Source organism: Streptomyces dysideae (assembly GCF_001514305.1).
In the GTDB taxonomy this organism is placed as follows: domain Bacteria; phylum Actinomycetota; class Actinomycetes; order Streptomycetales; family Streptomycetaceae; genus Streptomyces; species Streptomyces dysideae.
This window is the reverse complement of the sequence record NZ_KQ949089.1, coordinates 22,609-42,528: the sequence shown is the minus strand read 5'-3', so window position 1 is coordinate 42,528 and position 19,920 is coordinate 22,609. Positions and strand designations below refer to the sequence as shown.

Sequence of the window (19,920 nt, the reverse complement as noted above, 5' to 3'; positions counted from 1 at the left end):
GGCGCCGTCGACCGTCGGTGGCGCGGGTGAACGACAGTGAGAGGGCGCCGGTACGGGGCCGGGCCACCGCCGGGGCGGCCGCGCCCACGAGGGGGACGGCGCCCGCGGCGGCGAGGAGTTGACGACGGGGCGGACGGGGGGATCTGCTCCGGTCACGTTCCATGGCAGTACGCACCGGCGCACCACCCGCCTCAGCCTCAACGGCGCAGAACGCTCGCGCCGCCGGACCGTCCCCCTGCGAACGCCTCAGGCCGCGGTGTATCCGAGCTGGCGCCTCATATAGGGGGTCATGAGGGTCTTCGCCTTGGCCAGGGTGCTGGTGCGGCCGCCCAGGACCGCGGTCTCGCCGCCAGGCACGGGCAGCATGGTCACGCCGTCGGAGGAGCCGAACGGCACGATGATCGGGGTGCGCTGGACCGGCCGGTAGAGGCGGGGCTCCTTGCGGTGCTTACCGGAACTCTGCAGGTAGGCGCGGATGTTGTGGGCGGCGATGTCGGCCTGGGCGAGCGCGCTGGGGGTGATCTTGAGGTCGCTGGCGTCGTTGACGTCGCCGACCGCGAACACGTCCGGCCGGCCCTCGACCCGGAGCGTCCGGTCGACCCTGATGTGCCCGTCCGCGTTCAGCCAGTCGCCGTGCCCGGCCAGCCGCAGCCAGAGCGTGTTGGGGGTGGTGCCGGTCGCCCAGAAGGAGAGGTCCGCGTCGAACACGTTCCCCTGGGCGTCGCGGTAGGTGCCGAAGTCGTTGCCCGGGGACATGAAGGAGTCGAGCCGCACCTCCACGTCGTGGGCCTCCAGCCAGGCGAGGGCCTTCTTCCCGGCGCGGGTGCTGCCGGTGGCGTGCAGCAGCGCCGGCCCGGAGTGGGCGAGGGTGACCCGGGCTTCCGGCCGGGCCAGGCGGATCTCGGCGCTGAGCTCGACGCCGGAGGGGCCGCCGCCGACGACCAGGACGTGCTCGGCGCCGGCGATGTTCCGCTGGTGGGTGGCGAAGGTCTTCACCGCCTCCTCGGTGGTGGTGCCGGTGAAGCGGGCCGGCTCGGGATAGTCGGCGCCGGTGGCGATCACCAGCGCGTCGTACGGGAGTCGCTCGCCGGTGGCCAGCACCACCTGGCGGTCTGCGGTGTCGACGCGGGTCGCCTTGCCGACGGCAACCTGGCCGTTGCGCAGCAGCCGGTCGTACGGGATGAAGGGGGTCGCCGTCCATTCGCGTCGCACGCCGGCGCGCAGGGAGGCGATCCGGTGGAAGAAGATCTCCTTGCGGTCCACCAGCGTGACCCGGGCCGTCCCGTCCAGCCGCTTCGCCAGACGGACGCCGGCGTAACCGCCGCCGATCACCACTATGTCGCCGTCACTCACGCCGAGCCTCCTGTGCCTGCCTGTGGGGGTGCGAGCGCCGCGGCGCAGGGCCCCCCACGGCCACTCGACTGCCGGTGAGCGTAACGCTTGAAATCTAAAGTTACGGTGTGGTTCTCATGTGCGTTCTGTGAAGTGACGGCAGGGATGCGGGCGCGAGTGCGGACGCCGGAGCGGGCGCACACTGGATACAGAAGGCCGTGTGTCATGAGCTGAGCGTGGAGGTGGGCTGTGAGCACCCTCGAAGAACACGTCGACGTCGACGTATCGATCGATCAGGCCTGGGAGGGCATCCACCAGGTGGAGAGCTATCCGCGCTTCATGGAAGGAGTGCGCGACGCCCGCCGGGAGGCCCCGGGCCGGGCGCAGCTGGACGTCGAGGCCGGCGGGCAGACCCGGCAGTTCGAGGCCGAGGTGGCCGACCGCGGGGAACGCCTGATGCACTGGCACACCACGGCGCCCGACCTGACGGGCTCCTTCTCCCTGCAGCCGCTCGCCCGGAACCGCACCCGGGTGCAGGCGCGGATCGAGTACGACCCCGACACGATCAGGGAGACGTTCGGCGGGCCGAAGGGCTTCGCGCAGGCGAACGCGATCGAACGGCTGGTCCGCAGCGATCTGGAACAGTTCAAGGAGTACGTCGAACAGGGCAGGTGAGCCGGCCGACGGGTCAGGCACCCCACCCCGCAGGCCCGGTCCTGCACCTCGCGCAGCGGCATGAGTCGCGGCGCTGGTGATCGAGAACCTGGACTTCGCCGACGCCCGCGCCACCGGCCGGGAGAAGCTGGGCCAGGGCAGGCGCGGCGGGGCTTTCCGCCGCCTGGTGTCGGGGATCCCGACGGCCAGGTTCCGTGACCGGCTGGCCGGCATGGCCCACCACGCCGGTCTCTCCGTGATCGCCATCGACCCGGCGTACTCGAGCAGGTGGGGTGCCCAGCACTGGCTGAACCCCCTCAAAGAACAGCAGACTTCCACGGCATCAACTCAGGAACGGTTCGCGTCCGGGACCGGTGTGGTGGTCGGGGTCGGGGGATGGGCCGTTGAGGCTTGTTCTCTGGTGAGGGCGTTGGTGATCTTGTGGGCGAGGAGGGGGTCCGCGGGGAGTACATGGGAGGCGAACCAGCGGGCCGCCCAGGGGTCGGGGGACGGTTCGACGAACTCCGCGCCCGCGTAGTCGTCGAGCGGGGGGTCGTAGAGGTAGCCGGTGACAACTGAGTGGGTGACCAGGCGTTCCACCAGGGAGTCGCGGGACTGGACCAGGAGCGGGGCCCGGAAGAGGGGGAGGGGGCCTTGGTGGGTGGGGCGGTCGCGCAGGGCGGGGGAGGCCCAGGCCGTGCCGGAGAGGAGGGAGACGCCTGCCCTGCGGCGGGTGAGGTTGCCGTCCAGGCCCGCCATGCGGAGCTTCACCTGGGCTCGGACCAGTGCGCCGTGCCGGGAGCGGAAGTCGTGCATGTCGACGCGGATCCACGGTTCGTACGCGGGCAGGCTCGGGGCCTTGCGGGCGCTGAGGGAGAGCCGGGGGGCGTGCAGGGGCATGCGGAAGCCGTCGCGTTCCAGGAGGCCCAGGTGTTGCATGGTGCGCCAGGCCGGGCGTACGAGATGGAGCGTGCGGACCGCCGAGCGGGCCAGAGGGCGCAGGGCCGCTGCCAGGTCCGTGCTCAGGCGGCCCGGGAGCAGCAGGTCGTCGCGGAGGAGTTCCAGTTCGCGCCGGGTGCGTGCGTCCTCGACCGTGAGGAAGCCGCCCGCCATCGCCGCCACGTGCTTGGAGAGGCTGAACGCCGCCGCCTCCCCGAACGTCCCGATCGGCCTTCCGTCCACATGCGTGCCGATGGCGTGCGCCGCGTCCTCGATCAGCGGGATCCCCAACTGGTCGCAACGACGCCGTAGTTCGACTACGCGGTCGGGGATGCCGTAGAGGTTCGTGGTGAGCACGGCGTCCACGCTCCGCCAGGTCGACTCCGGTACGGCGGCGGGGTCGATGTTGCCGTCCCAGACCGACACCGGCGCCTGCACCGGGCGCAGCCCGGCCGCCAGCACCACGAAGAGGATCACGTCGTCGTTCACCGGCGACATCAGCACCCGCGCACCTGGCCGGCACCAGCGCCGCAGCGCCAGATACAGGGCCAGCCGCGCCGAGGGTGTGTAGAGGCATTCGCGTCCGAGCCGCCGTGTCATCGTCGCGGCGAGCCGCGATCCGTACGGCATCGTCACCTACCCCGTCCGCGTCTGTTGAAAAGGCAGCGCGGTCGCCCCCGCGCACCGGCACTCAATGGTCATCGATCGCATGGCGACCGTCCCCCCTGCTCCCCCATGACGCGGCGTCCGCCTCCTGCCCCCTTCGGCCAATCCCCTCGACCGGCCTCAAACGTGGCGAAACAGCACTCTGCCTGTCAAGGGGGTCGGTAGCAAAGGAACGGTACGTTTCGGATAGTCGCCGGACAGTCGCCGTGGCCGGCCGTGCCGCTCTCGTTGCTCTCCGTGCCCGCCGCCGGGCACACTGCCGCAGTGACAGCTGCCCCCAGACCACCCAGGGTGTTCATCTCCTACTCGCACGACAGTGAGGACCACAGGAAAGCGGTCCTGCGTCTGGCCCATCGGTTGCAGAAGGCCGGTCTTGACGTCGGGTTCGACCGGTTCGTGGAGCACGAGCCGCCCGCCTCGTGGCCGAGCTGGATGCGGCAGGAGCTGAACCGGGCCGACTTCGTGCTGCTCGTCGTAACGGAGGTCTACCGGAAGCGGTTCCTCGGGGAGTCGGTGGTGGACCGGGGGTTCGGGGTGCGGTGGGAGGGCACGCTGATCGCCTCCGAGCTGTACTACACCACGAGCGAGAAGGCCCGGTTCCTGCCCGTCGTCCTGCGGGCCGAGGACCGGCCACTGATTCCCTCGCCGCTGGATCAGACCAGCTGGTTCGTGATCGGCGAATCCGCGGACGCGGACATCGCGGAGCTTCTGCGGGTGCTGCGCCGAGAGCCGTTGGCCGGGGTGCATCGCGGTGCCGACCCGGTCGGCTGGTTCGACGGCATCACTCCGGCCCTGGAGATCGGAGAGACCATCGGGGATGGCGACTTGGCGGCGATCGAAGACGCCCTGCCCCATTTGCGCGGGCCCCAGTGGGCCCGTGCCGTCCATTTCGCAGGCGTCCTGCACCGGCAGCGCGGGGAGCTGATGCAGGCGATCACCTGCTTCACCCGGGTACGGGAGACGACCCTCCACGCCCACCTGCACCAGGCGGCCACCGATCAACTCGCCTCGCTGCTCCCGGAGTTCGACGCGCACTACGGCGAGCAGGGCCCCGTCGCCGCCGCCCGCGCCTGGCTGGAGTGCCTGGGCCGGGGCGAGGATCGGGAGGCATGGAAGCGGCTCGACCGGAATCTCCGGCTGGCGCTCGCGCAGGAGTGGATCAGCGCCAACCAGGCGCATCCGGAGGTGAGTCGGCACGGCCGGGACGTGCTCGCGGCCGCCCTGGCGCAGCCGGAGCCGACGCATACGCTCGCCGAGCATCTGCTGAGCGGCAAGCTGGCCGCCCTGCGCAGCCACTACGCCGAGTGGGACGCGGACACCTGGGGCGCCGCCAGTACGCCGCGCCGGATCGGGGTGGATTACGAAGTCGTCCTGATGGCAGCGGCCGACGACGGCATACTCGTCGCCGACGAACAGCCCCTGAGGACATTCCCGTTGCTGCTGAGGAGAGTGGGCCCCGAATGGCTGGTGGCCAACTTCCGCGTGGCGTACGTGATTCCGGGCTGGCCACCCCGGCACGGCGACATCCCGCCGTCGGCGGTGCGGGACACTCAGGGCTCCACGGAGGGAGAGGGGAATGGGCATGGGGGCTGACCGGGATGACTTCGTGCAGGACGCCGGACCGTTTCTGACGGAGGCTCTGACGTCTTATGGCGACGAGGTGTTGAACCACGCCGAGGTCGCCACGAAGGGGACCGCCGCGAACATCGGGCTGCGGCTGCTGCAGACCACGGCCGCCCGCGGTGGTGAACGGGTGCGTAACCGGCTGCGGGACGCCGTCGAGGACGCGGTCGCGGCGCCGGGCAACACCGACGCCGCCGGGGCCGTACGCCAGGCGATCCGCGCCGCCGCGAGCAAGGACCCCGAGCTGGAGAAGGAGTTGAAGGCGCTGCTGCCGGCCTACGCCGGGAACAGGGTGACGGTCATCGCGTCGGGCGAGCGGTCGGTGGCCGCCGGCCGCGACATCGGTATCGCGATCACCGGTGACGGTCACCTCCGGAAGCCGTGACGGACGGGCAGTCACCCACCAGTACGTCCTCCTCCGGCGAGCGGTCGATCGCCGCGGGTACGTCCATCGGGGTCGCCGTCAGCGGCGACCACGCCCACGTCGTCGTCCTGCCCGCCGAGGCGGTGCACTGGGCGCGGACCGTACAGGCACCGCCGGAGGCCGGGTCGCTGCCCTGGTCGGCGTCCGGGGTGTTCGTCGGCCGGGGTGTTCGTCGGCCGGGGTGTTCGTCGGCCGGGGTGTTCGTCGGCCGGGGAGCGCGGCCTCCCCCGCCTCCCGGCGACTGAGCCCGGCCAGCACCCCCGTCACCGCCAGCGACGCCCCCGCCATGACCGTCATCCCCTCAGCAGGCGAAGTCACTTGGGCCACCGCCCCCGCCACCACCGCACCAACCCCCTGCATGGTGATCATCCCGGCGGAGTGCAACCCCAGGGCATGCCCACTCAGCTCATCCGGCGTGAGCTCCATCAGCCGCTCCTGATGCACCAGGCCCGCCCCGAACCCCACGGAGGCGACCGTGACGGCGACGGCGGCGAGCGGGAGGGCAGAGTGCAGGAAGAACAGCAGATTGCCTCGGTTCGGTGGGCCGGCATCTGCGGGTGCTGCGGGACGCGGGGCTGGTGGAGCGGCGGCGGGCGGGGCGGTCGGTGCTGTACTCGTGGACGGCGGCGGGCGAGACGCTCGTGACGGCGGCCGGGCCCGGCGCCGGGAGCGCCGGCTACCGGAGCCAGGGGGTGTTTCGAAAGTCCTGTGCGGTGCCCGCGGTGTCCGGTGCGTGCTCTCGGCGTGCCGGGTACAAGCCCTCGTACTGGACGTACCTGGGTTTGTGGCCGGTGCGGCGAGTGGGGGCACCTCCCACGCCCTTGAGGCAGTGGGGGAGCGTGCCGGGCGTCGCGACGGGGCGGATGTTGCCTGTTGGGGCACTAGCATCCGCTTATGACGACTACAAGGAACAACGGCATCTCTCCCCTCGACGTCGAGATAGCCGCGCTGCAGGGCGGTTCCGCCGACCTGTCCCAGTACGCGGGCAAGGCCGTGCTGGTGGTGAACGTGGCCTCCAAGTGTGGTCTGACCCCGCAGTACGCGGGCCTGGAGCGGCTGCACGAGGAGTACGCCGACCAGGGTTTCACCGTGCTCGGCGTGCCCTGCAACCAGTTCCTCGGGCAGGAGCCCGGCAGCTCCGAGGAGATCGCCGAGTTCTGCTCGGCGACGTACGGCGTGACCTTCCCGATGACCGAGAAGGTCGACGTGAACGGGGAGGCCCGGCACGCCCTGTACGAGCGTCTGGTCGGCTTCGCCGACGCCGAGGGGCACACCGGGGACATCCGCTGGAACTTCGAGAAGTTCCTGATCGGCCGCGACGGCGAGATCGTCGCCCGCTTCTCGCCGCAGACCGAGCCGGAGGCGGCGGAGCTGGTGGCGGCGCTGGAGAGCGCGCTCGCCTGAAGGGGGAACCGATCCGGGAGCGGCACGGGTTGACCTTGCCCCTGGGTCAGGCCTGAGCGTGCCTGTCACCGGGCGGAAAGATGCCGCCCGGTGACGGAGGATGACACGGTGGACGAGGAAGACCTGCTCACCATCGGCGCGTTCGCCGCGCGGGCCCGCCTGTCGGCCAAGGCACTGCGCCTGTACGACCGGCTCGGACTGCTCGCGCCGGCGTACGTCGACGAGGTCAGCGGCTACCGCTACTACCGCGCCGCCCAGACCGAACGCGCCCGCCTGGTGGCCATGCTGCGCCAACTGGACATGCCGCTCGCGCGGATCGCGGAGATCGTCGAGGCGCCGGACGGGGCCGCGGCCGCCGACCGGCTCACCGCGTACTGGACGGACGTGGAGGCGCGGCTGGCCGGGCAGCGGACGCTCGCCGAGTACCTCCGTGGACGGCTGTCGGGGAGGAGCTCCGAGATGTACGGGAAGTTCGTGGTCGAGACGGTGGATGTGCCCGAGCAGGTGGTGATCACCGAGACGCGGCATGTGCTGGCGGGTGAACTGCCCGCCTGGATCGGGGAGTCGCTGGGCCGCCTGGCATCGGGGGCGCGGGAGTGCGGCGGGATCACGGCGGCGCCGTTCGTCGCGTACCACTCCGAGGTGTCGCTGGAGAGCGACGGCCCGGCGGAGTCGTGCGTGCCGGTGGCCGACGAGGCGGCGGCGCGGGCGTGGGTGGAGCGGCAGGGGCGGGCGCGGGACACCAAGGTGCGCGTCGAGCCCGCCCAGCGGTTCGCGTACACCAGGATCACCAAGGCGCAGGTGGCGCATCCGCAGATCGTGGCCGCCTTCGAGGCGGTGGAGCAGTGGATCGCCGCGGAGGGCCTGGAGTACGCGGGCCCGTGCCGTGAGGTGTACTTCGCGGACTGGGAGGCGGCGGGCCCGGAGGACCCGGTGTGCGACGTGGCGTTCCCGGTGAAGTGACCGTGCGCACAAGCCGAGCCCCCTCGGCAAGGACGGCGGGCTAGTCGAGAGGGCTCTGTCGTTGGTGCTTGTGAAGTTGTCCCTTGTGCGCTCTGCCTGGTGGTCGGGCGAGGATCAGGAAGATCCTCCCCTCACACCTTGACCGATGCCACGAAGACGTTCCACGCGTCGGCGGGGAAGGCCAGGGCGGGCCCCTGGGGATTCTTGGAGTCCCGGACGGCGAGTGCGGCCGAGGTCGGCGACTTGACCTCGACGCATTCGCCGTTCCCGACGGAGTAGGAAGACTTTGTCCACTGTTGCGTGACACCGCGAAGAATTGCCATGTTTGCTCCGGTAGCTTGCCAGTCGCTGAGTCGCGTCACCGGTACCGAGTCCCCCGGCCGGATTTCGCAACACGGTTTGCGCCAGCGCTGTCATCTGCTGGCTTGATCGACGCTACTCGTCCAGCTCCGCGGACGGAGTAGCGATTCACTCGACTGGATGGCATATTCCAGGTGGGTCTTCCCTTGGAGCCCGTCGAAGGTGTACCTTCCGGCACCGCTCACCAGAACGACGTCAGCGCGCGTACTCTTTCGCCACGTCCGAGATGAATTGCCGGGTTTGTTCCGCATTCATGGCCTGCGCCCGGAGATGTTCGTACATCACACTGTAATTCTGCACATCGGCGGCTTTCTCCAGATAAAGATCACTGGTGACACCCTCGATATAGACGACACTCGAGTCCGCCGCGTCGGGGAACTCCAGGATCGAATACTGGCCGTTGAGACCCGGATGCGCGCCGACGTCGAACGGCAGGACCTGCACGGTGACATGGGGCAGCGAGGCCACCTCGACGAGATGCTCCAGCTGCTCGCGCATCAGCTGCCGGTTCCCGACGACGCGCCGCAGGGCGGCCTCGTCGAGCACCGCCCACAGCCGAAGCGGGCTCTCCTCGGCGGAGATACGATCCTGCCTCCGCAGCCGCACCTGCACACGCTTCTCGATCTCGGCCGTGGCGGTCTCGGGCAACGCGCCCCGGATGACGGCCTCGGCATACGCACGTGTCTGCAGCAGCCCCGGCACCACCTGCGGCGCGAACACCCGCAGACTCGCGGCATCGGTCTCGAGCCCGATGTAGACGCTGTACGGAATGTCCCCGAAGGAGTGCCACCACCCCTGCTGACGCGAGTCCTTGGCCATCTGCATGAGCGACTCGATGACCCGGTGGTCCTCGACCTCGTACACCCCGCACAGATCGCGGACATCGCGCTGGCTGATGCTGCGCCGCCCGTTCTCCAGCCGGCTGATCTTCGACTGCGAGACGAGCAGCCGTTCCGCCACCTCCTCGGCCGTCATGCCCTTGAGCTCGCGGAGCCGACGCAACTCCTGGCCCAGCCGGCGTCGCCTGACGGTGGGATTGACATTGGACGCCACGGGACGTGCACCTCCGGCTGCGTGCCTGTGAATTAACACTTTGCGTATCTGCTGTTGAGCAGACTGCCACCAAGGTGCTTACTACCGCTGGGAAACGGTGGATATGCGCTGCATACGCGCCAGTTCGGGGACACCCCCGGCAAATGCGGCCGCGCGGGGCGGCGGGACCGTGGTCGTCGTCCGGACGTACGGCCCCGTCACCCCGCGCGGGACCAGCGGCTCCCGTACCGGGTCTCGGGGACTGCGGCGCGGCAGTGCAGGTGAAGCGGGTGGAACGGTCGAGCGCTGAAACGGTCGAGCGGTGAAGCGATGAAACGTCACGTTCGGGTCGTGCCGTCGTCGTGGAACTGCGGCTCAGTGGGCCACGACGCGCGCCATGCTTCCGTGGCGCGGTTGCATCGGAACGCCGCGGGCGGGTTCCGGTGCGGCCCTGCCTCCGGCGGTGGCCTGACGGCCGGCCGGTGCCGGGCTGCGGCGTGGCTGCGCGCCCACGCCGTTCTGAACGTCCATCACGGCGTGCGCCACGAGGCCGCCCATGGGGTCGTGCCTGATCAGGTCCCGCAGCCGGGAACGAGAGGAACGGCCCTCGTTGCCCGGATACAGGTGCTTGCCGAGGCCGACCGCGTGCGCCAGGGCGGCGAGCGCGGCGGTCCGCGGGTCCGGCGGCACGCCGGTGCGGATCGCGGAGTCCAGCCGGGCCCTGATCTCCCGGCTGATCTCGTTGTCCGTCGCCTGATAGCGAGTCGTCGGCAACACCCCGCACATCTGGCCGGCCACGGCATGCACCATGCCGCACCGCTCCAGATGCGAGAGGTAGGTCTGACGCAGCCCCAGGCGGGGCCCGCCAATCCAGTTGACCGCCCGCACAGGAGCGCCACGCCTTCGCAGCAACTCCAACGCGCAGTCCAGTGTTGGATCTCCAGTCGGCCGTGGTACTACCACGGCGATACGATCCCCGTCTGGGGCTATCCGTCCGGCCAGCGCCAGCTCTACTAGCTGTGCTCCGGCCAGACCGAGGTCGAGCGACTGCGGCTGTGCAGTGGTACCCGTGGCCGGGTCCAACGCCAGCAGCAGAAGCTCCTCCGGAAGTGTTCTGCGGCTCCTGCCCATCCATGCCTCCCCGCGTGGATGAATGACAGGGTGACCCCTCTCACATTGGTCTGTCGAGGGTGCGTGACCTGTTTGTGAGGGAACCGGTAGGTATGTCGTTCTCGTCTACCGCTTGGGTCAAGCCCACACACAGGACACTGGTACATGGTTCGGACAGCGCGGGGGAGCGGCGTTCCGGGCGACGGTTCACGGTTCGGTAGACGCACGGTTCGCCGTGCGGCGCATGGAGGAGGCATCGGTGGCGGGCGAGTCCCCCGACAGGTCGAAGCAGCGCGAGTCGTCGGCAGAACCGACGTCGGGGAGCGCGGGTCCGGTTCCCGAAGCCAGGAGCGGCTCCGCCGACGAACGGCGCGACCCGAGGCTGGCGATGGCCCGAGAGGCCGCACAGCCGACGGCTGCCGAAGGTGCGGGGGCGGGCTCCGCGGAGAGCGGTGACGCTGACGCTTCGGCGGTGCGTGGTGGCGTGGATACGGCGACGCGGGTGTTCTCGGTACGGGAGCTGACGCCGGAGACAGCCACCGAGAACGCCGAGGACGCCGGCTCCGGCGCTGTGGAGGCCGGCGTGAGGGATTCCGCCGGAGAGGGCGCTTCCGGCGCTGCTGGGGCCTCTGACGGCCGTGGAGCGGCTCACTCCGGTGAGGGGGCCGGGGGCGCGTCGGGCGGGAAGGGGCCGGCCGGGGAAAACTCTTCCGGCTCGGCCGGCGACTCCGAGGCGGGGTCGGCGGAGGAGCGCTCCGCCGACGTGACCGGCGAGTCCGAGGCGGAGGAAAAGAGCGCCGCTGACGCGGACGACGACTCCGGGGACACCGACGGGACGGAGGCGGCCGAGGAGAGCACCGCCGGCGCAGCTGGCGACTCCGAGGCGGAGGCGGCGGAGGAGAGCTCCGCAGGCACGACCAGCGACTCCCGGGACACCGACACGACCAGCGGCCCCGGGAACACCGACGAAACGGGACCGGCCGAGGAAAGCTCCTCCGCCACGACCGACAGCTCCGGGGACGCCGACGGGGCAGGGTCGGCCAGGGAGGACTCTTCCGCCACGACCAGCGACTCCAGGGACACCGACGAAACAGGGCCGGCCGAGGAAAGCTCCTCCGGCGCGGCTGACGACTCCGGGGACACCGACGGGAACGATTCCGCCGACGCGGCGCGGGACTCTGACGGCGCCGACGTGAACGATTCCTCTTCCGGCGTGGCCGAAGGCTCTGGCGGGCTGGATGCGGACGTTTCCGGCGAGCGGGATGCCGGCAGCTCCGGTGCGACCGACGAGAGCGCGTCCGGCGAACGGAACCAGGACACGTCCGCCGACACCGACGGGCCCGGCGATCGTGCCGAGGGTGCTGCGGCGGGCGACAATCGGCTGCGGGCCGCCGTGGCCGCGTGGGTGACGTCCGGGGACGAGGACAAGGCCGCGGGCGACGACGACACCGAGAGGGCCGACGAGGCCGACGCCCCTGCCGCAGGAACCGCCCCGGGCAGCGACGCCAAGGTCGCCGAAAAGGCCGAGGAATCCGCACGCACCCGCACCACTGCCGCAGGTACCTCCTGGGGCAGCGACGCCAAGCGGAGCGCCGACGCGGACACCCCGGCGCCCTACGGTTCCGAGAAGGCCCCCACCGAGCCGCACTCCCCCACCGCCTCGGACTCCGACGGCGCCCCCGAGGCAACCACCGAACCGGCAACGGACGGCCCGGCAGCCGCCGACGGCGAGGACACCCCTCAGGGGCCACCCGCAGATGACGACGAGAGCCGCACGGGTGGTGCGGGTGGGAACAAAAAGGCCGCAGGCAAGGCCGAGGCCGCAGTCGATCAGCCGACCACCGTCTTCAAGGCCGTACGCCCGCCCAAGCCACCCCAGGTCGACCAGCCGACCACCATGCTCAAACTGGGCGGCACCCCCAAGCCCCCCGCCGAACCCGACCGCACCAGCAAGTTCGTCGCGCTCAAGCCCCTCGACGAGCCCCGCCCCACCCAACCGCCCAAGCCCACCCCCCCGGACGCCACCGCCGCCGTCCCCCAGGTCGGCCCCGAGCGCACCACCCAGCAACCGCTCCCCCCGAAGCCCCCGCTGGACCTGCTCGCCGAACTGACCAACACACCCCCGCCCCCGGACACCGCTGTCCGGACGGCGATCCGGCGCGTCAAGATCTGGACCCCTCTGGTCCTGCTCCTCGCCATCGTCTTCGCGGTCGTACAGACTCTCCGCCCGCTCCCGGAACCCACCCTCGACCTCACCGCCAAGTCCGAGTACACCTTCGACGGCAGCAAGGTCGACATCCCGTGGCCGTCGGCAGGACAGGCCGCCCTCGACGTTCAGGGCATCGGCACGTTCGGCTCGTCCGGCGACCAGAAGCCCGTGCCGATCGCCAGCGTCGCCAAGGTCATGACGGCGTACGTCATCCTCCGCGACCACCCGCTGAAGAGCGGCGCCGAGGGCCCGAACATCAAGATCGACCAGACGGCCGAGGACCAGGCGGACGCCGGCCAGGAGTCGACCGTGGACGTCACCGCGAACGACGAGATCTCCCAGCGCGAGGCCCTGGAAAGCATCCTCATCGCATCCGCGAACAACGTGGCACGCCTGCTCGCCCGTTGGGACGCCGGTTCGGAGAAGGCGTTCGTGGAGAAGATGAACGCCGCCGCCGAGGACCTCGGCATGACGAACACGACGTACACCGACCCCTCCGGCCTGAACAACACGACCGTCAGCACGGCCGTGGACCAGGTGAAGCTGGGGAAGGCCGCGATGGAGCAGCCCGCGTTCCGCGAGGTCGCCGCGATGATGTCGTACGACGACTACAAGGGCGTCAACCACTCCAACTGGAACCAGCTGGTCGGCAGGAACAACGTCGTCGGCATCAAGACCGGCACCACCACCTCCGCCCTCGGCAACCTCGTGTTCGCCGCGAAGCAGGAGGTCGGCGGCGAGACCCGCACTATCGTCGGCGCCGTGGTCCGGCAGCCCGCGGGCGGCGTGGACAACACCATCCTCAGCGCCGCACTGACCGCCGGGGACCAGCTGATGCGGGCCGCGCAGGACGCGCTGGAGTCCGCGACGATCCTGAAGAAGGGCGACATCGTGGGCCATGTCGACGACGGGCTCGGTGGCCGCACCCCGGTCGTCGCCACCGAGGACGTCACGGCGGTCGGCTGGGCGGGCCTGAAGGTGAAGCTGACCTTCGCCGCCGACGACGTACCGCACACCGCGAAGGCCGGCACCAAGGTGGGCACGCTCACCGTGGGTGACGGCACGAGCAGCAGCGCGGTCAAGGTCCCGGTCGCCCTGCAGACCGACCTGACCGAGCCGGGCTTCACGGACAAGTTGACCCGCGTCAGCTGACCGGAGACCCCACCCGCAGCCCGCCGACAGCGCCCGTCGGCGGGCTGCGTGCTAGCGTCACGAAACGGGCAGGCCGCCGCTCACCGGGCGGGGCCGGGAAACCCACAAAGACAGGGCCGACAACACGCGGGAAACAGGACGCGGCGGGACCAGCGGCCAGAACAGAAGACGGGACACCACGGGGAGTGCCTTAAAGGTGGCCACTGCGGAGCCGACACGCGCCGACGACGCCGATCCGGGACCGGGAGCCGGCCCGCGAATACGCGTACCCGCGCCGCGCACGAAGGACCCCGAGAACCGCGAGAGCCCGGAGACCCCGGAGAGCGGCAGTGGTGCGGAGAAGAGGCCTTCACGGACCTCTCGTGCCGCCGCCGTCCTCGCCCTGCGTGAGCGTCTGCTGCGCCGCCCCGCGCTGTCCGTCACGGCACTCGCCGGTCTCCTGCACGTCGTCTGGTTCTTCACGTTGTCCAACAGCGGCGGCGACCTCGCGGCCCAGGACGCCTGGGCGGAGTTCGTCGGCCGGCATCCGGACTCGGCGTACAACCTCGCCTGGTACGGCGGCATGCACCCGGTGTCGTACAGCGTGGTGTCGCCGTATCTGATGTCGGTCCTCGGTGTCCGTACGACGATGATGATCGCGGGCACGATCTCGGCCGGCCTGCTGACGATGATCCTGATCCGCAGCCTCCCCCACTCTCGGCTTCGCTCGAGCGGGGGGACCCCCATGGTGAAGAACCCTCTGTGGGCGGCCGGAGCAGGCGTCTTCGGGCTGCTGTGCAACGCGGTTTCGGGGCGGGTGACCTTCGGTCTCGGCACGATGTTCGCGCTCGGCGCGGTCGCCGTCGTCTTCTGCTGGCCGTACCGCTGGCGCTACAAACGCTGGGCGAAGGCCCTGTGCGCGGCGCCGCTGGCCGCGCTCGCGACGATGTCGTCGCCGGTGGCGGGCCTGTTCGTGGGGTTCGTGGCGGTGGCGCTGTTCCTGCAGAAGCGCCGTCCGGGCGCCTGGGCGCTGGGCCTGGCGCCGACCGCCGTGGTCGCCATGTCGGCGTGGCTGTTCCCCTTCTCCGGTACGCAGCCGATGACGGTCGGCTCGGTGATCCTGCCGTTCCTGTACTCGGTGCTCGTCTTCCTGCTGGTCCCCAGGGAGTGGAAGACGGTCCGGCTGGTGGCCGGGGTCTACGGCCTCTCGGTGCTCCTCGTCTGGATCGTCAGCTCGCAGATCGGCTCCAACATCACGCGGCTGGCGATGCTGTTCGCGGGGATGACCCTGGTGGCGGCGCTGCCGTTCACGGTGCCGAAGTCGCGCAAGTGGTACACGGTGGTGCTGTCCCTGCTCGGCTTCGCCGGCTGGATCGGCTTCAAGACGGTCGACGACACCATCCACGCCGCGCCCGCCGCGTCCTGGGCCCGCGAACTGGCGCCCCTCGTCAACGAACTCCAGGAGGTCGGCGCCGAGAAGGGCCGCGTCGAGGTGGTTCCCGCCCGCTCCCACCGGGAGGCCTCCGCCCTCGCCCCGTACGTGAACCTCGCGCGCGGCTGGAACCGCCAGGCCGACATGGAGCGCAACCCGCTCTTCTACGACGACACCCTCAACTCGGCGAACTACCACGAGTGGCTCAAGCGCTGGGCCGTGCACTACGTGGTCGTACCGAAGGACAAGCCGGACGGTGACGGCGCCGAGCGTGAGCGGGAGCTGGTGCGGCGCGGCATGCCGTATCTGAAGCAGGTCTGGGGCGACGCCAACTGGCAGCTGTTCCAGGTCATGGACCCGGCCTCGCTCGCCGAACCGAACACGGTCGTCGAGCGTGCCGCGCAGGGCGAGATGACGATGCGCGTGAGCGAGCCGGGCCGCATCCTGATCCGCATCCCCTACTCCCCCTGGCTGAGCATCGTCGACGCCGAGGGCAAGAAGCTCGACCCACCCCAGGAGACGGAAGCCTCCAAGAACCGCCCCGACGACGAGCCGAAGACGTACGACAACGTCAACGGCTGCCTGATGGAGACGGAGGAGGACGCGGACGGCGACAAGTGGACGATGCTGATCGCCCCGGAGGCGGGCACGTATCGGCTGGCGGCGCCTTACACGGTGCCGAGGGGCACTCCGTGCCCGGAGGAGTTGCGGTGACCGTGCGTCGGTGCCGGCCTCGCTGGGGGCTCCGCCCCCAGGCCCCCGGCCTACACCCACCCACCACCCGTCTCGGTCGGGAGGAGAGTGACCCTCGCCTTGAAGTGACCGTCAGCGCAATCGATCGACGTACCTGTCCGTGCCCGGCACCGTCGGAATGAACGGCGCCACCAGCTCGACCCTGCCCAGACCCGACTCGGCGACCGCCTCGTCCAGCCCGGTGAAGTAGTTCTCCCAGCACTCCCGCGGGTCCGTCTCCAGGAACCACAGCAACGTCAGCCGCGTGTCCACGCCCTCGACCTGCTTGACGTACGACATGCGGTCGCCGGGGAGAGGAGTCGGGCGGAAGATCGTGACCATGGCGGCCGGAGCTGTGACATTACCCTTGGGCGCGAGGCGCTTCGGGAGGTGGCGGGAGCGCAGCCATTCAAGCAACTCGGCGCGCTGCTCGGCGGATTCCGCGTCGACGACCTCCACGACGAGGCCCGCGTACGGGTGGTCGAGGGCGTGGAAGTCACGGGGGCCCGCGGCTCCGTCCCGGTAGACCGTCGCCAGGTGGCTCTGAAAGGCCGTGAAGACATGGGTCCGCTGCTGGAAAACACGTCCGTCGCGGTTGAGTCGCTTGTTGATCCCGACGGTCCACCTCATGTGCTCTTCGTAGCGACCGGAGGTCAGCCAGTAGACCGTGATGTAACAGCCGGCCGTAACCGGCTGGGCAACGGCCGAATCACTCGGGTATCGCAGGAGCTGGAGGTCGCGCGTGGCCACCCAGCGGCGCCCCGCGTACATCCATGGCATGGCCATCGCTCCCGCGATGAAGTGATCGTCCTCGTACCATCTGTGGTAGGCGCGCTCGTACCCCCGATGAGGTTCGACCATCGTGATCAGCGCATGCCCGACCTCCACCCCGTAGGGCCCGACCGAGGCCAATTCGCCGTACAGGTCCGGATGGTTCGTCTCGCGTCCGGCGTCCCGCATACGCGCTCCCCGCCTCTCCCGAAAGCCTTCTCCAAAACAATTCTGACGATACGTCAGATAACGAACGACGGGAATGAGTGTGCGACGATTCGCCCGAACAAATGGTCGACAGCGTGGCTACGCGGCCGACTGGCGAGACAGTGGCTTCGAGCAGCGCCGTGCACCGATCGGCGAGATCTTCACGGCCATTCATGTCATGCCGTCCGGTAAAGGGCGGGCCCCGTTCAACCCGGCCCACATCTGTGCCGTCCACGCAAACTGAGCCACGCGCGCAAGCCGCTGGCCTTCTCCCTCGGGCGGCCCTACCCTGACGCCCCGTCAGGGAATGGGTCAGAGCCGGGAGGCCGCCAATGTCACTGCTCGCGGGGAAGACCGTTGTCGTGTCGGGAGTCGGCGCCGGGCTCGGGCATCAGGTCGCGGCCGCCGTCGTACGGGACGGGGGGAACGCCGTACTGGGGGCCCGCACCGAGGCCAACCTCGCCAAGGCTGCCGCCGAGATCGATCCCGACGGGGCGCATACCGCATATCTGGCCACCGACATCACCGACGAGGCGCGGTGCGCGGAGCTGGCGGGGGTGGCCGCGGAGCGGTTCGGACGGATCGATGCCGTGGTGCATGTGGCCGCTCTGGACGGTTACTTCGGCGGGCTGGAGGACGCCGACTTCGAGAGCTGGAAGTCGGTGCTCGACGTGAATCTGCTGGGGTCGCTGCGGATGACCCGGGCCTGTCTGCCCGGACTGAAGGTGAGCGGCGGCGGTTCCGTGGTGTTCATCGGGACGCAGTCCGCCGTGGCCGCCCCCTCGCAGGTGCGGCAGGCGGCGTACGCGGCCTCCAAGGGTGCGCTGACCAGCGCCATGTACTCGCTGGCCCGGGAGCTCGGGCCGCACCGGATCCGGGTCAACTCCGTGCTGCCGGGCTGGATGTGGGGTCCGCCGGTGCGGGCGTACGTCCGGTTCACCGCGCGCACCGAGGGGGTGCCGGAGGAGGACGTACTGGAGCGGCTGACCGGGCGGACGGCGCTGCCCGAACTGGCCACGGACGGGGATGTCGCCGACGCGGCGGTGTTCCTGGCCTCGGACCGGGCCCGGGCCATCACCGGGCAGTCGCTGCTGGTGAACGCCGGGGAGCTGATGCGCTGACCTGATCGTTTTCAGCCAACTGGCCGTTCATATACGTAAACTCAGGCCAGCACCCAGAACAATTTTACGGTCTCTTGACCTTCCACTCGCTTGCCGTGAGCATGCCCGCCAACCCAGAGTTCACATGCCTGACCCTGGCGGCGGACCCTGGAAGGAGGCCCATGAACAGTCTCGACTGGGCCGTGCTCATCGGCTACTTCGGCGTGATGGTCGCGATCGGCGTGTGGTCGCACAAGCGCGTGGACAACGTCAGCGACTTCTTCACCGCCGGCGGCAAGATGCCGTGGTGGCTGTCCGGCATCTCCCACCACATGTCGGGCTACAGCGCGGTGATGTTCACCGGCTACGCGGGCATCGCCTACACCTACGGCGTCACGTCCTTCGTGACCTGGTCCTTCCCGATCGCCCTCGGTATCGCCATCGGGTCGAAGCTGTTCGCACCGCGCATCAACCGCCTTCGCTCACGACTCCATGTGGCCTCCCCGCTGGAGTACCTGAAAAACCGCTACGACCTGAAAACCCAGCAGGCGCTGGCCTGGTCCGGCATGCTGCTGAAGATCGTCGACGTGGGCGCGAAGTGGGCCGCGATCGCGACGCTGCTGTCCGTCTTCACCGGCATCTCCCTGAACCAGGGCATCCTCATCACCGGCACCATCACCGCGGTCTACTGCACGATCGGCGGCCTGTGGGCGGACGCGCTGACGGAGCTCGGCCAGTTCGTCATCCAACTCCTCGCCGGCGTCGCGATGTTCGTCGCCGTGATCCTCGAACTCAACGACATGGGCATCGGCTTCTTCGGCGCCTGGGACGAGCCGGCGCTGCAGGGCCACGAGAAACCGCTGGTCGGGCCGTACGGCACGGTCTTCCTGCTCGCCTTCGTCTTCATCAAGCTCTTCGAGTACAACGGCGGCATGCTCAACCAGGCCCAGCGCTACATGGCCACGGCCAACGCGCGCCAGGCCGAGCGGTCGGCACGGCTGTCGGCGATCCTGTGGCTGGTGTGGCCGCTCGTCCTCTTCTTCCCGATGTGGATGTCGCCGCTGCTGGTGGAGTCGCAGAAGCCGGACGGCTCGGACTCGTACGGCCTGATGACCGAACAACTCCTGCCGCACGGGCTGTTGGGCCTCGTCATCGTCGGTTTCTTCTCGCACACGATGGCCATGTGCTCCTCCGACGCCAACGCGATCGCCGCCGTCTTCACCCGGGACTGCGCGCCGGTGGTGTGGCGCAGGGCACGGACGTGGAGCGAGGGGCAGGGGCTGCGCGTCGCCCGGATCGCGACCGTCGTCTTCCTCGGCCTGTCGATGGCGGCGGCCACCCAGGTCAACTCACCCACGTTCGGCGACATCATCACGGTCGTGATCAAGTGGGTGGCCGGTCTGATGGGCCCGATGGCCATCCCGATGATGCTGGGCCTGCTGCGCCCGTTCCGCCGCTCGGGCCCGACCGCGGCGCTCGCCAGCTGGTCCCTGGGCCTGTTCGCCTTCTGGCTGGTCAACTATCCGATCAACTGGAACGTCGAGGGCGGTGTCCCGCTCCAGTACCAGGTGTCCATCCCGCTGGCGGTGTCGCTGGTGCTGTACATCCTCATCGGCTTCCTGAAGCCCGAGGACACTCCGGAGCGGCTCGCGATCATCGAGCGGATCAACACCGACGGGGACGGGGCGGCGGCCGCGGCGGTGCCGGTGCCGGCCGGGCCCGTGGACGAGGTGGTGCGCGCGAAGGACTGAGGACAGCGGGCTGAGGGCGTACGGGGGGAAGGGCGACCGCCGCGGGACGGCGGTCGCCCTTCGTACGTGACGAGGGCGGC

16 protein-coding genes and 1 pseudogene are annotated in these 19,920 nt (G+C 70.1%); 11 read left to right on the top strand and 6 right to left on the bottom strand.

What is annotated here, in order from left to right:
• Nucleotides 1–246 precede the first annotated feature (246 nt).
• Nucleotides 247–1,353 (bottom strand): NAD(P)/FAD-dependent oxidoreductase, encoded by a 1,107-nt coding sequence (locus AQJ91_RS23085; protein WP_067024988.1) that lies wholly within the window; start codon nt 1,351–1,353, stop codon nt 247–249.
• 228 nt (nt 1,354–1,581) lie between these two features.
• Here AQJ91_RS23085 and AQJ91_RS23080 point away from each other — a divergent pair, with 228 nt between their 5' ends.
• The gene (locus AQJ91_RS23080; protein WP_067024985.1) at nt 1,582–2,007 is read left to right on the top strand and encodes an SRPBCC family protein; all 426 of its coding nucleotides are present in this window, start codon (nt 1,582–1,584) and stop codon (nt 2,005–2,007) included.
• A 327-nt stretch (nt 2,008–2,334) separates the two neighbouring features.
• Here the strand turns inward: AQJ91_RS23080 and AQJ91_RS23075 are convergent, their stop codons facing one another.
• Nucleotides 2,335–3,555 carry a DegT/DnrJ/EryC1/StrS family aminotransferase gene (locus AQJ91_RS23075; protein ID WP_067025350.1) on the bottom strand — a complete coding sequence of 407 codons (1,221 nt, stop codon included), beginning with the start codon at nt 3,553–3,555 and terminating at the stop codon, nt 2,335–2,337.
• Between the two features lie 300 nt (nt 3,556–3,855).
• Between AQJ91_RS23075 and AQJ91_RS23070 the strand changes: the two genes are divergently transcribed.
• The 6 genes and pseudogenes from AQJ91_RS23070 (at nt 3,856) to AQJ91_RS23050 (ending at nt 8,005) form a co-directional block, all read left to right on the top strand.
• On the top strand, nt 3,856–5,184 hold the full coding sequence (locus AQJ91_RS23070; protein ID WP_159054628.1) for a toll/interleukin-1 receptor domain-containing protein: 1,329 nt from the start codon (nt 3,856–3,858) through the stop codon (nt 5,182–5,184).
• A complete protein-coding gene (locus tag AQJ91_RS23065; RefSeq protein WP_067025347.1) occupies nt 5,174–5,599 on the top strand; it encodes a hypothetical protein in 426 nt (141 codons plus the stop codon). The genes AQJ91_RS23070 and AQJ91_RS23065 overlap by 11 nt, the downstream gene beginning before the upstream one ends.
• Entirely contained in the window at nt 5,596–5,883 is a 288-nt protein-coding gene (locus AQJ91_RS58330; RefSeq protein WP_067024980.1) for a hypothetical protein, read from the top strand. The genes AQJ91_RS23065 and AQJ91_RS58330 overlap by 4 nt, the downstream gene beginning before the upstream one ends.
• Nucleotides 5,884–6,156: 273 nt before the next feature.
• Nucleotides 6,157–6,312, top strand: a pseudogene (locus tag AQJ91_RS55875) (helix-turn-helix domain-containing protein); the annotation flags it as partial.
• Nucleotides 6,313–6,532: 220 nt separating this feature from the next.
• Nucleotides 6,533–7,042, top strand: a complete 510-nt coding sequence (locus AQJ91_RS23055; RefSeq protein WP_067024977.1) for a glutathione peroxidase — start codon at nt 6,533–6,535, stop codon at nt 7,040–7,042.
• Nucleotides 7,043–7,132: 90 nt separating this feature from the next.
• The gene (locus AQJ91_RS23050; RefSeq protein WP_067024974.1) at nt 7,133–8,005 is read left to right on the top strand and encodes a MerR family transcriptional regulator; all 873 of its coding nucleotides are present in this window, start codon (nt 7,133–7,135) and stop codon (nt 8,003–8,005) included.
• A 131-nt stretch (nt 8,006–8,136) separates the two neighbouring features.
• On the opposite strand, the gene AQJ91_RS23045 is transcribed toward AQJ91_RS23050, so the two are convergent.
• From AQJ91_RS23045 to AQJ91_RS23035, 3 genes are all read right to left on the bottom strand, one after another.
• On the bottom strand, nt 8,137–8,328 hold the full coding sequence (locus tag AQJ91_RS23045; protein ID WP_067024971.1) for a DUF397 domain-containing protein: 192 nt from the start codon (nt 8,326–8,328) through the stop codon (nt 8,137–8,139).
• 232 nt (nt 8,329–8,560) lie between these two features.
• Nucleotides 8,561–9,418 carry a helix-turn-helix domain-containing protein gene (locus tag AQJ91_RS23040; protein ID WP_067024968.1) on the bottom strand — a complete coding sequence of 286 codons (858 nt, stop codon included), beginning with the start codon at nt 9,416–9,418 and terminating at the stop codon, nt 8,561–8,563.
• A gap of 354 nt (nt 9,419–9,772) precedes the next feature.
• On the bottom strand, nt 9,773–10,528 hold the full coding sequence (locus tag AQJ91_RS23035; RefSeq protein WP_067024965.1) for a GOLPH3/VPS74 family protein: 756 nt from the start codon (nt 10,526–10,528) through the stop codon (nt 9,773–9,775).
• 223 nt (nt 10,529–10,751) lie between these two features.
• Between AQJ91_RS23035 and AQJ91_RS23030 the strand changes: the two genes are divergently transcribed.
• Together AQJ91_RS23030 and AQJ91_RS23025 are read left to right on the top strand one after the other, a co-directional pair.
• Complete coding sequence (locus tag AQJ91_RS23030) at nt 10,752–13,868, top strand: hypothetical protein (protein WP_079085135.1); 3,117 nt, start codon at nt 10,752–10,754, stop codon at nt 13,866–13,868.
• A 196-nt stretch (nt 13,869–14,064) separates the two neighbouring features.
• Complete coding sequence (locus AQJ91_RS23025; protein ID WP_067024960.1) at nt 14,065–15,993, top strand: MFS transporter; 1,929 nt, start codon at nt 14,065–14,067, stop codon at nt 15,991–15,993.
• A 111-nt stretch (nt 15,994–16,104) separates the two neighbouring features.
• Here AQJ91_RS23025 and AQJ91_RS23020 read toward each other — a convergent pair whose 3' ends face one another.
• Nucleotides 16,105–16,971 carry a hypothetical protein gene (locus tag AQJ91_RS23020; protein ID WP_067024958.1) on the bottom strand — a complete coding sequence of 289 codons (867 nt, stop codon included), beginning with the start codon at nt 16,969–16,971 and terminating at the stop codon, nt 16,105–16,107.
• A gap of 350 nt (nt 16,972–17,321) precedes the next feature.
• On the opposite strand from AQJ91_RS23020, the gene AQJ91_RS23015 reads away from it, so the two are divergent.
• Nucleotides 17,322–18,110: an SDR family oxidoreductase gene (locus AQJ91_RS23015; RefSeq protein WP_067024955.1), complete on the top strand. Its 789-nt coding sequence runs from the start codon at nt 17,322–17,324 to the stop codon at nt 18,108–18,110.
• Between the two features lie 161 nt (nt 18,111–18,271).
• Nucleotides 18,272–19,840, top strand: a complete 1,569-nt coding sequence (locus tag AQJ91_RS23010; RefSeq protein WP_067024952.1) for a sodium:solute symporter family protein — start codon at nt 18,272–18,274, stop codon at nt 19,838–19,840.
• Nucleotides 19,841–19,920 lie beyond the last annotated feature (80 nt).

Excerpts from the sequence above, each read along its gene's own strand:
- AQJ91_RS23030 (WP_079085135.1), top strand. The coding sequence starts at position 10,752 with ATGGAGGAGGCATCGGTGGCGGGCGAGTCCCCCGACAGGTCGAAGCAG.
- AQJ91_RS23075 (WP_067025350.1), bottom strand. The coding sequence starts at position 3,555 with ATGCCGTACGGATCGCGGCTCGCCGCGACGATGACACGGCGGCTCGGA.
- AQJ91_RS23015 (WP_067024955.1), top strand. The coding sequence starts at position 17,322 with ATGTCACTGCTCGCGGGGAAGACCGTTGTCGTGTCGGGAGTCGGCGCC.
- AQJ91_RS23055 (WP_067024977.1), top strand. The coding sequence starts at position 6,533 with ATGACGACTACAAGGAACAACGGCATCTCTCCCCTCGACGTCGAGATA.
- AQJ91_RS23020 (WP_067024958.1), bottom strand. The coding sequence starts at position 16,971 with ATGCGGGACGCCGGACGCGAGACGAACCATCCGGACCTGTACGGCGAA.
- AQJ91_RS23035 (WP_067024965.1), bottom strand. The coding sequence starts at position 10,528 with ATGGGCAGGAGCCGCAGAACACTTCCGGAGGAGCTTCTGCTGCTGGCG.
- AQJ91_RS23010 (WP_067024952.1), top strand. The coding sequence starts at position 18,272 with ATGAACAGTCTCGACTGGGCCGTGCTCATCGGCTACTTCGGCGTGATG.
- AQJ91_RS23065 (WP_067025347.1), top strand. The coding sequence starts at position 5,174 with ATGGGGGCTGACCGGGATGACTTCGTGCAGGACGCCGGACCGTTTCTG.
- AQJ91_RS23045 (WP_067024971.1), bottom strand. The coding sequence starts at position 8,328 with ATGGCAATTCTTCGCGGTGTCACGCAACAGTGGACAAAGTCTTCCTAC.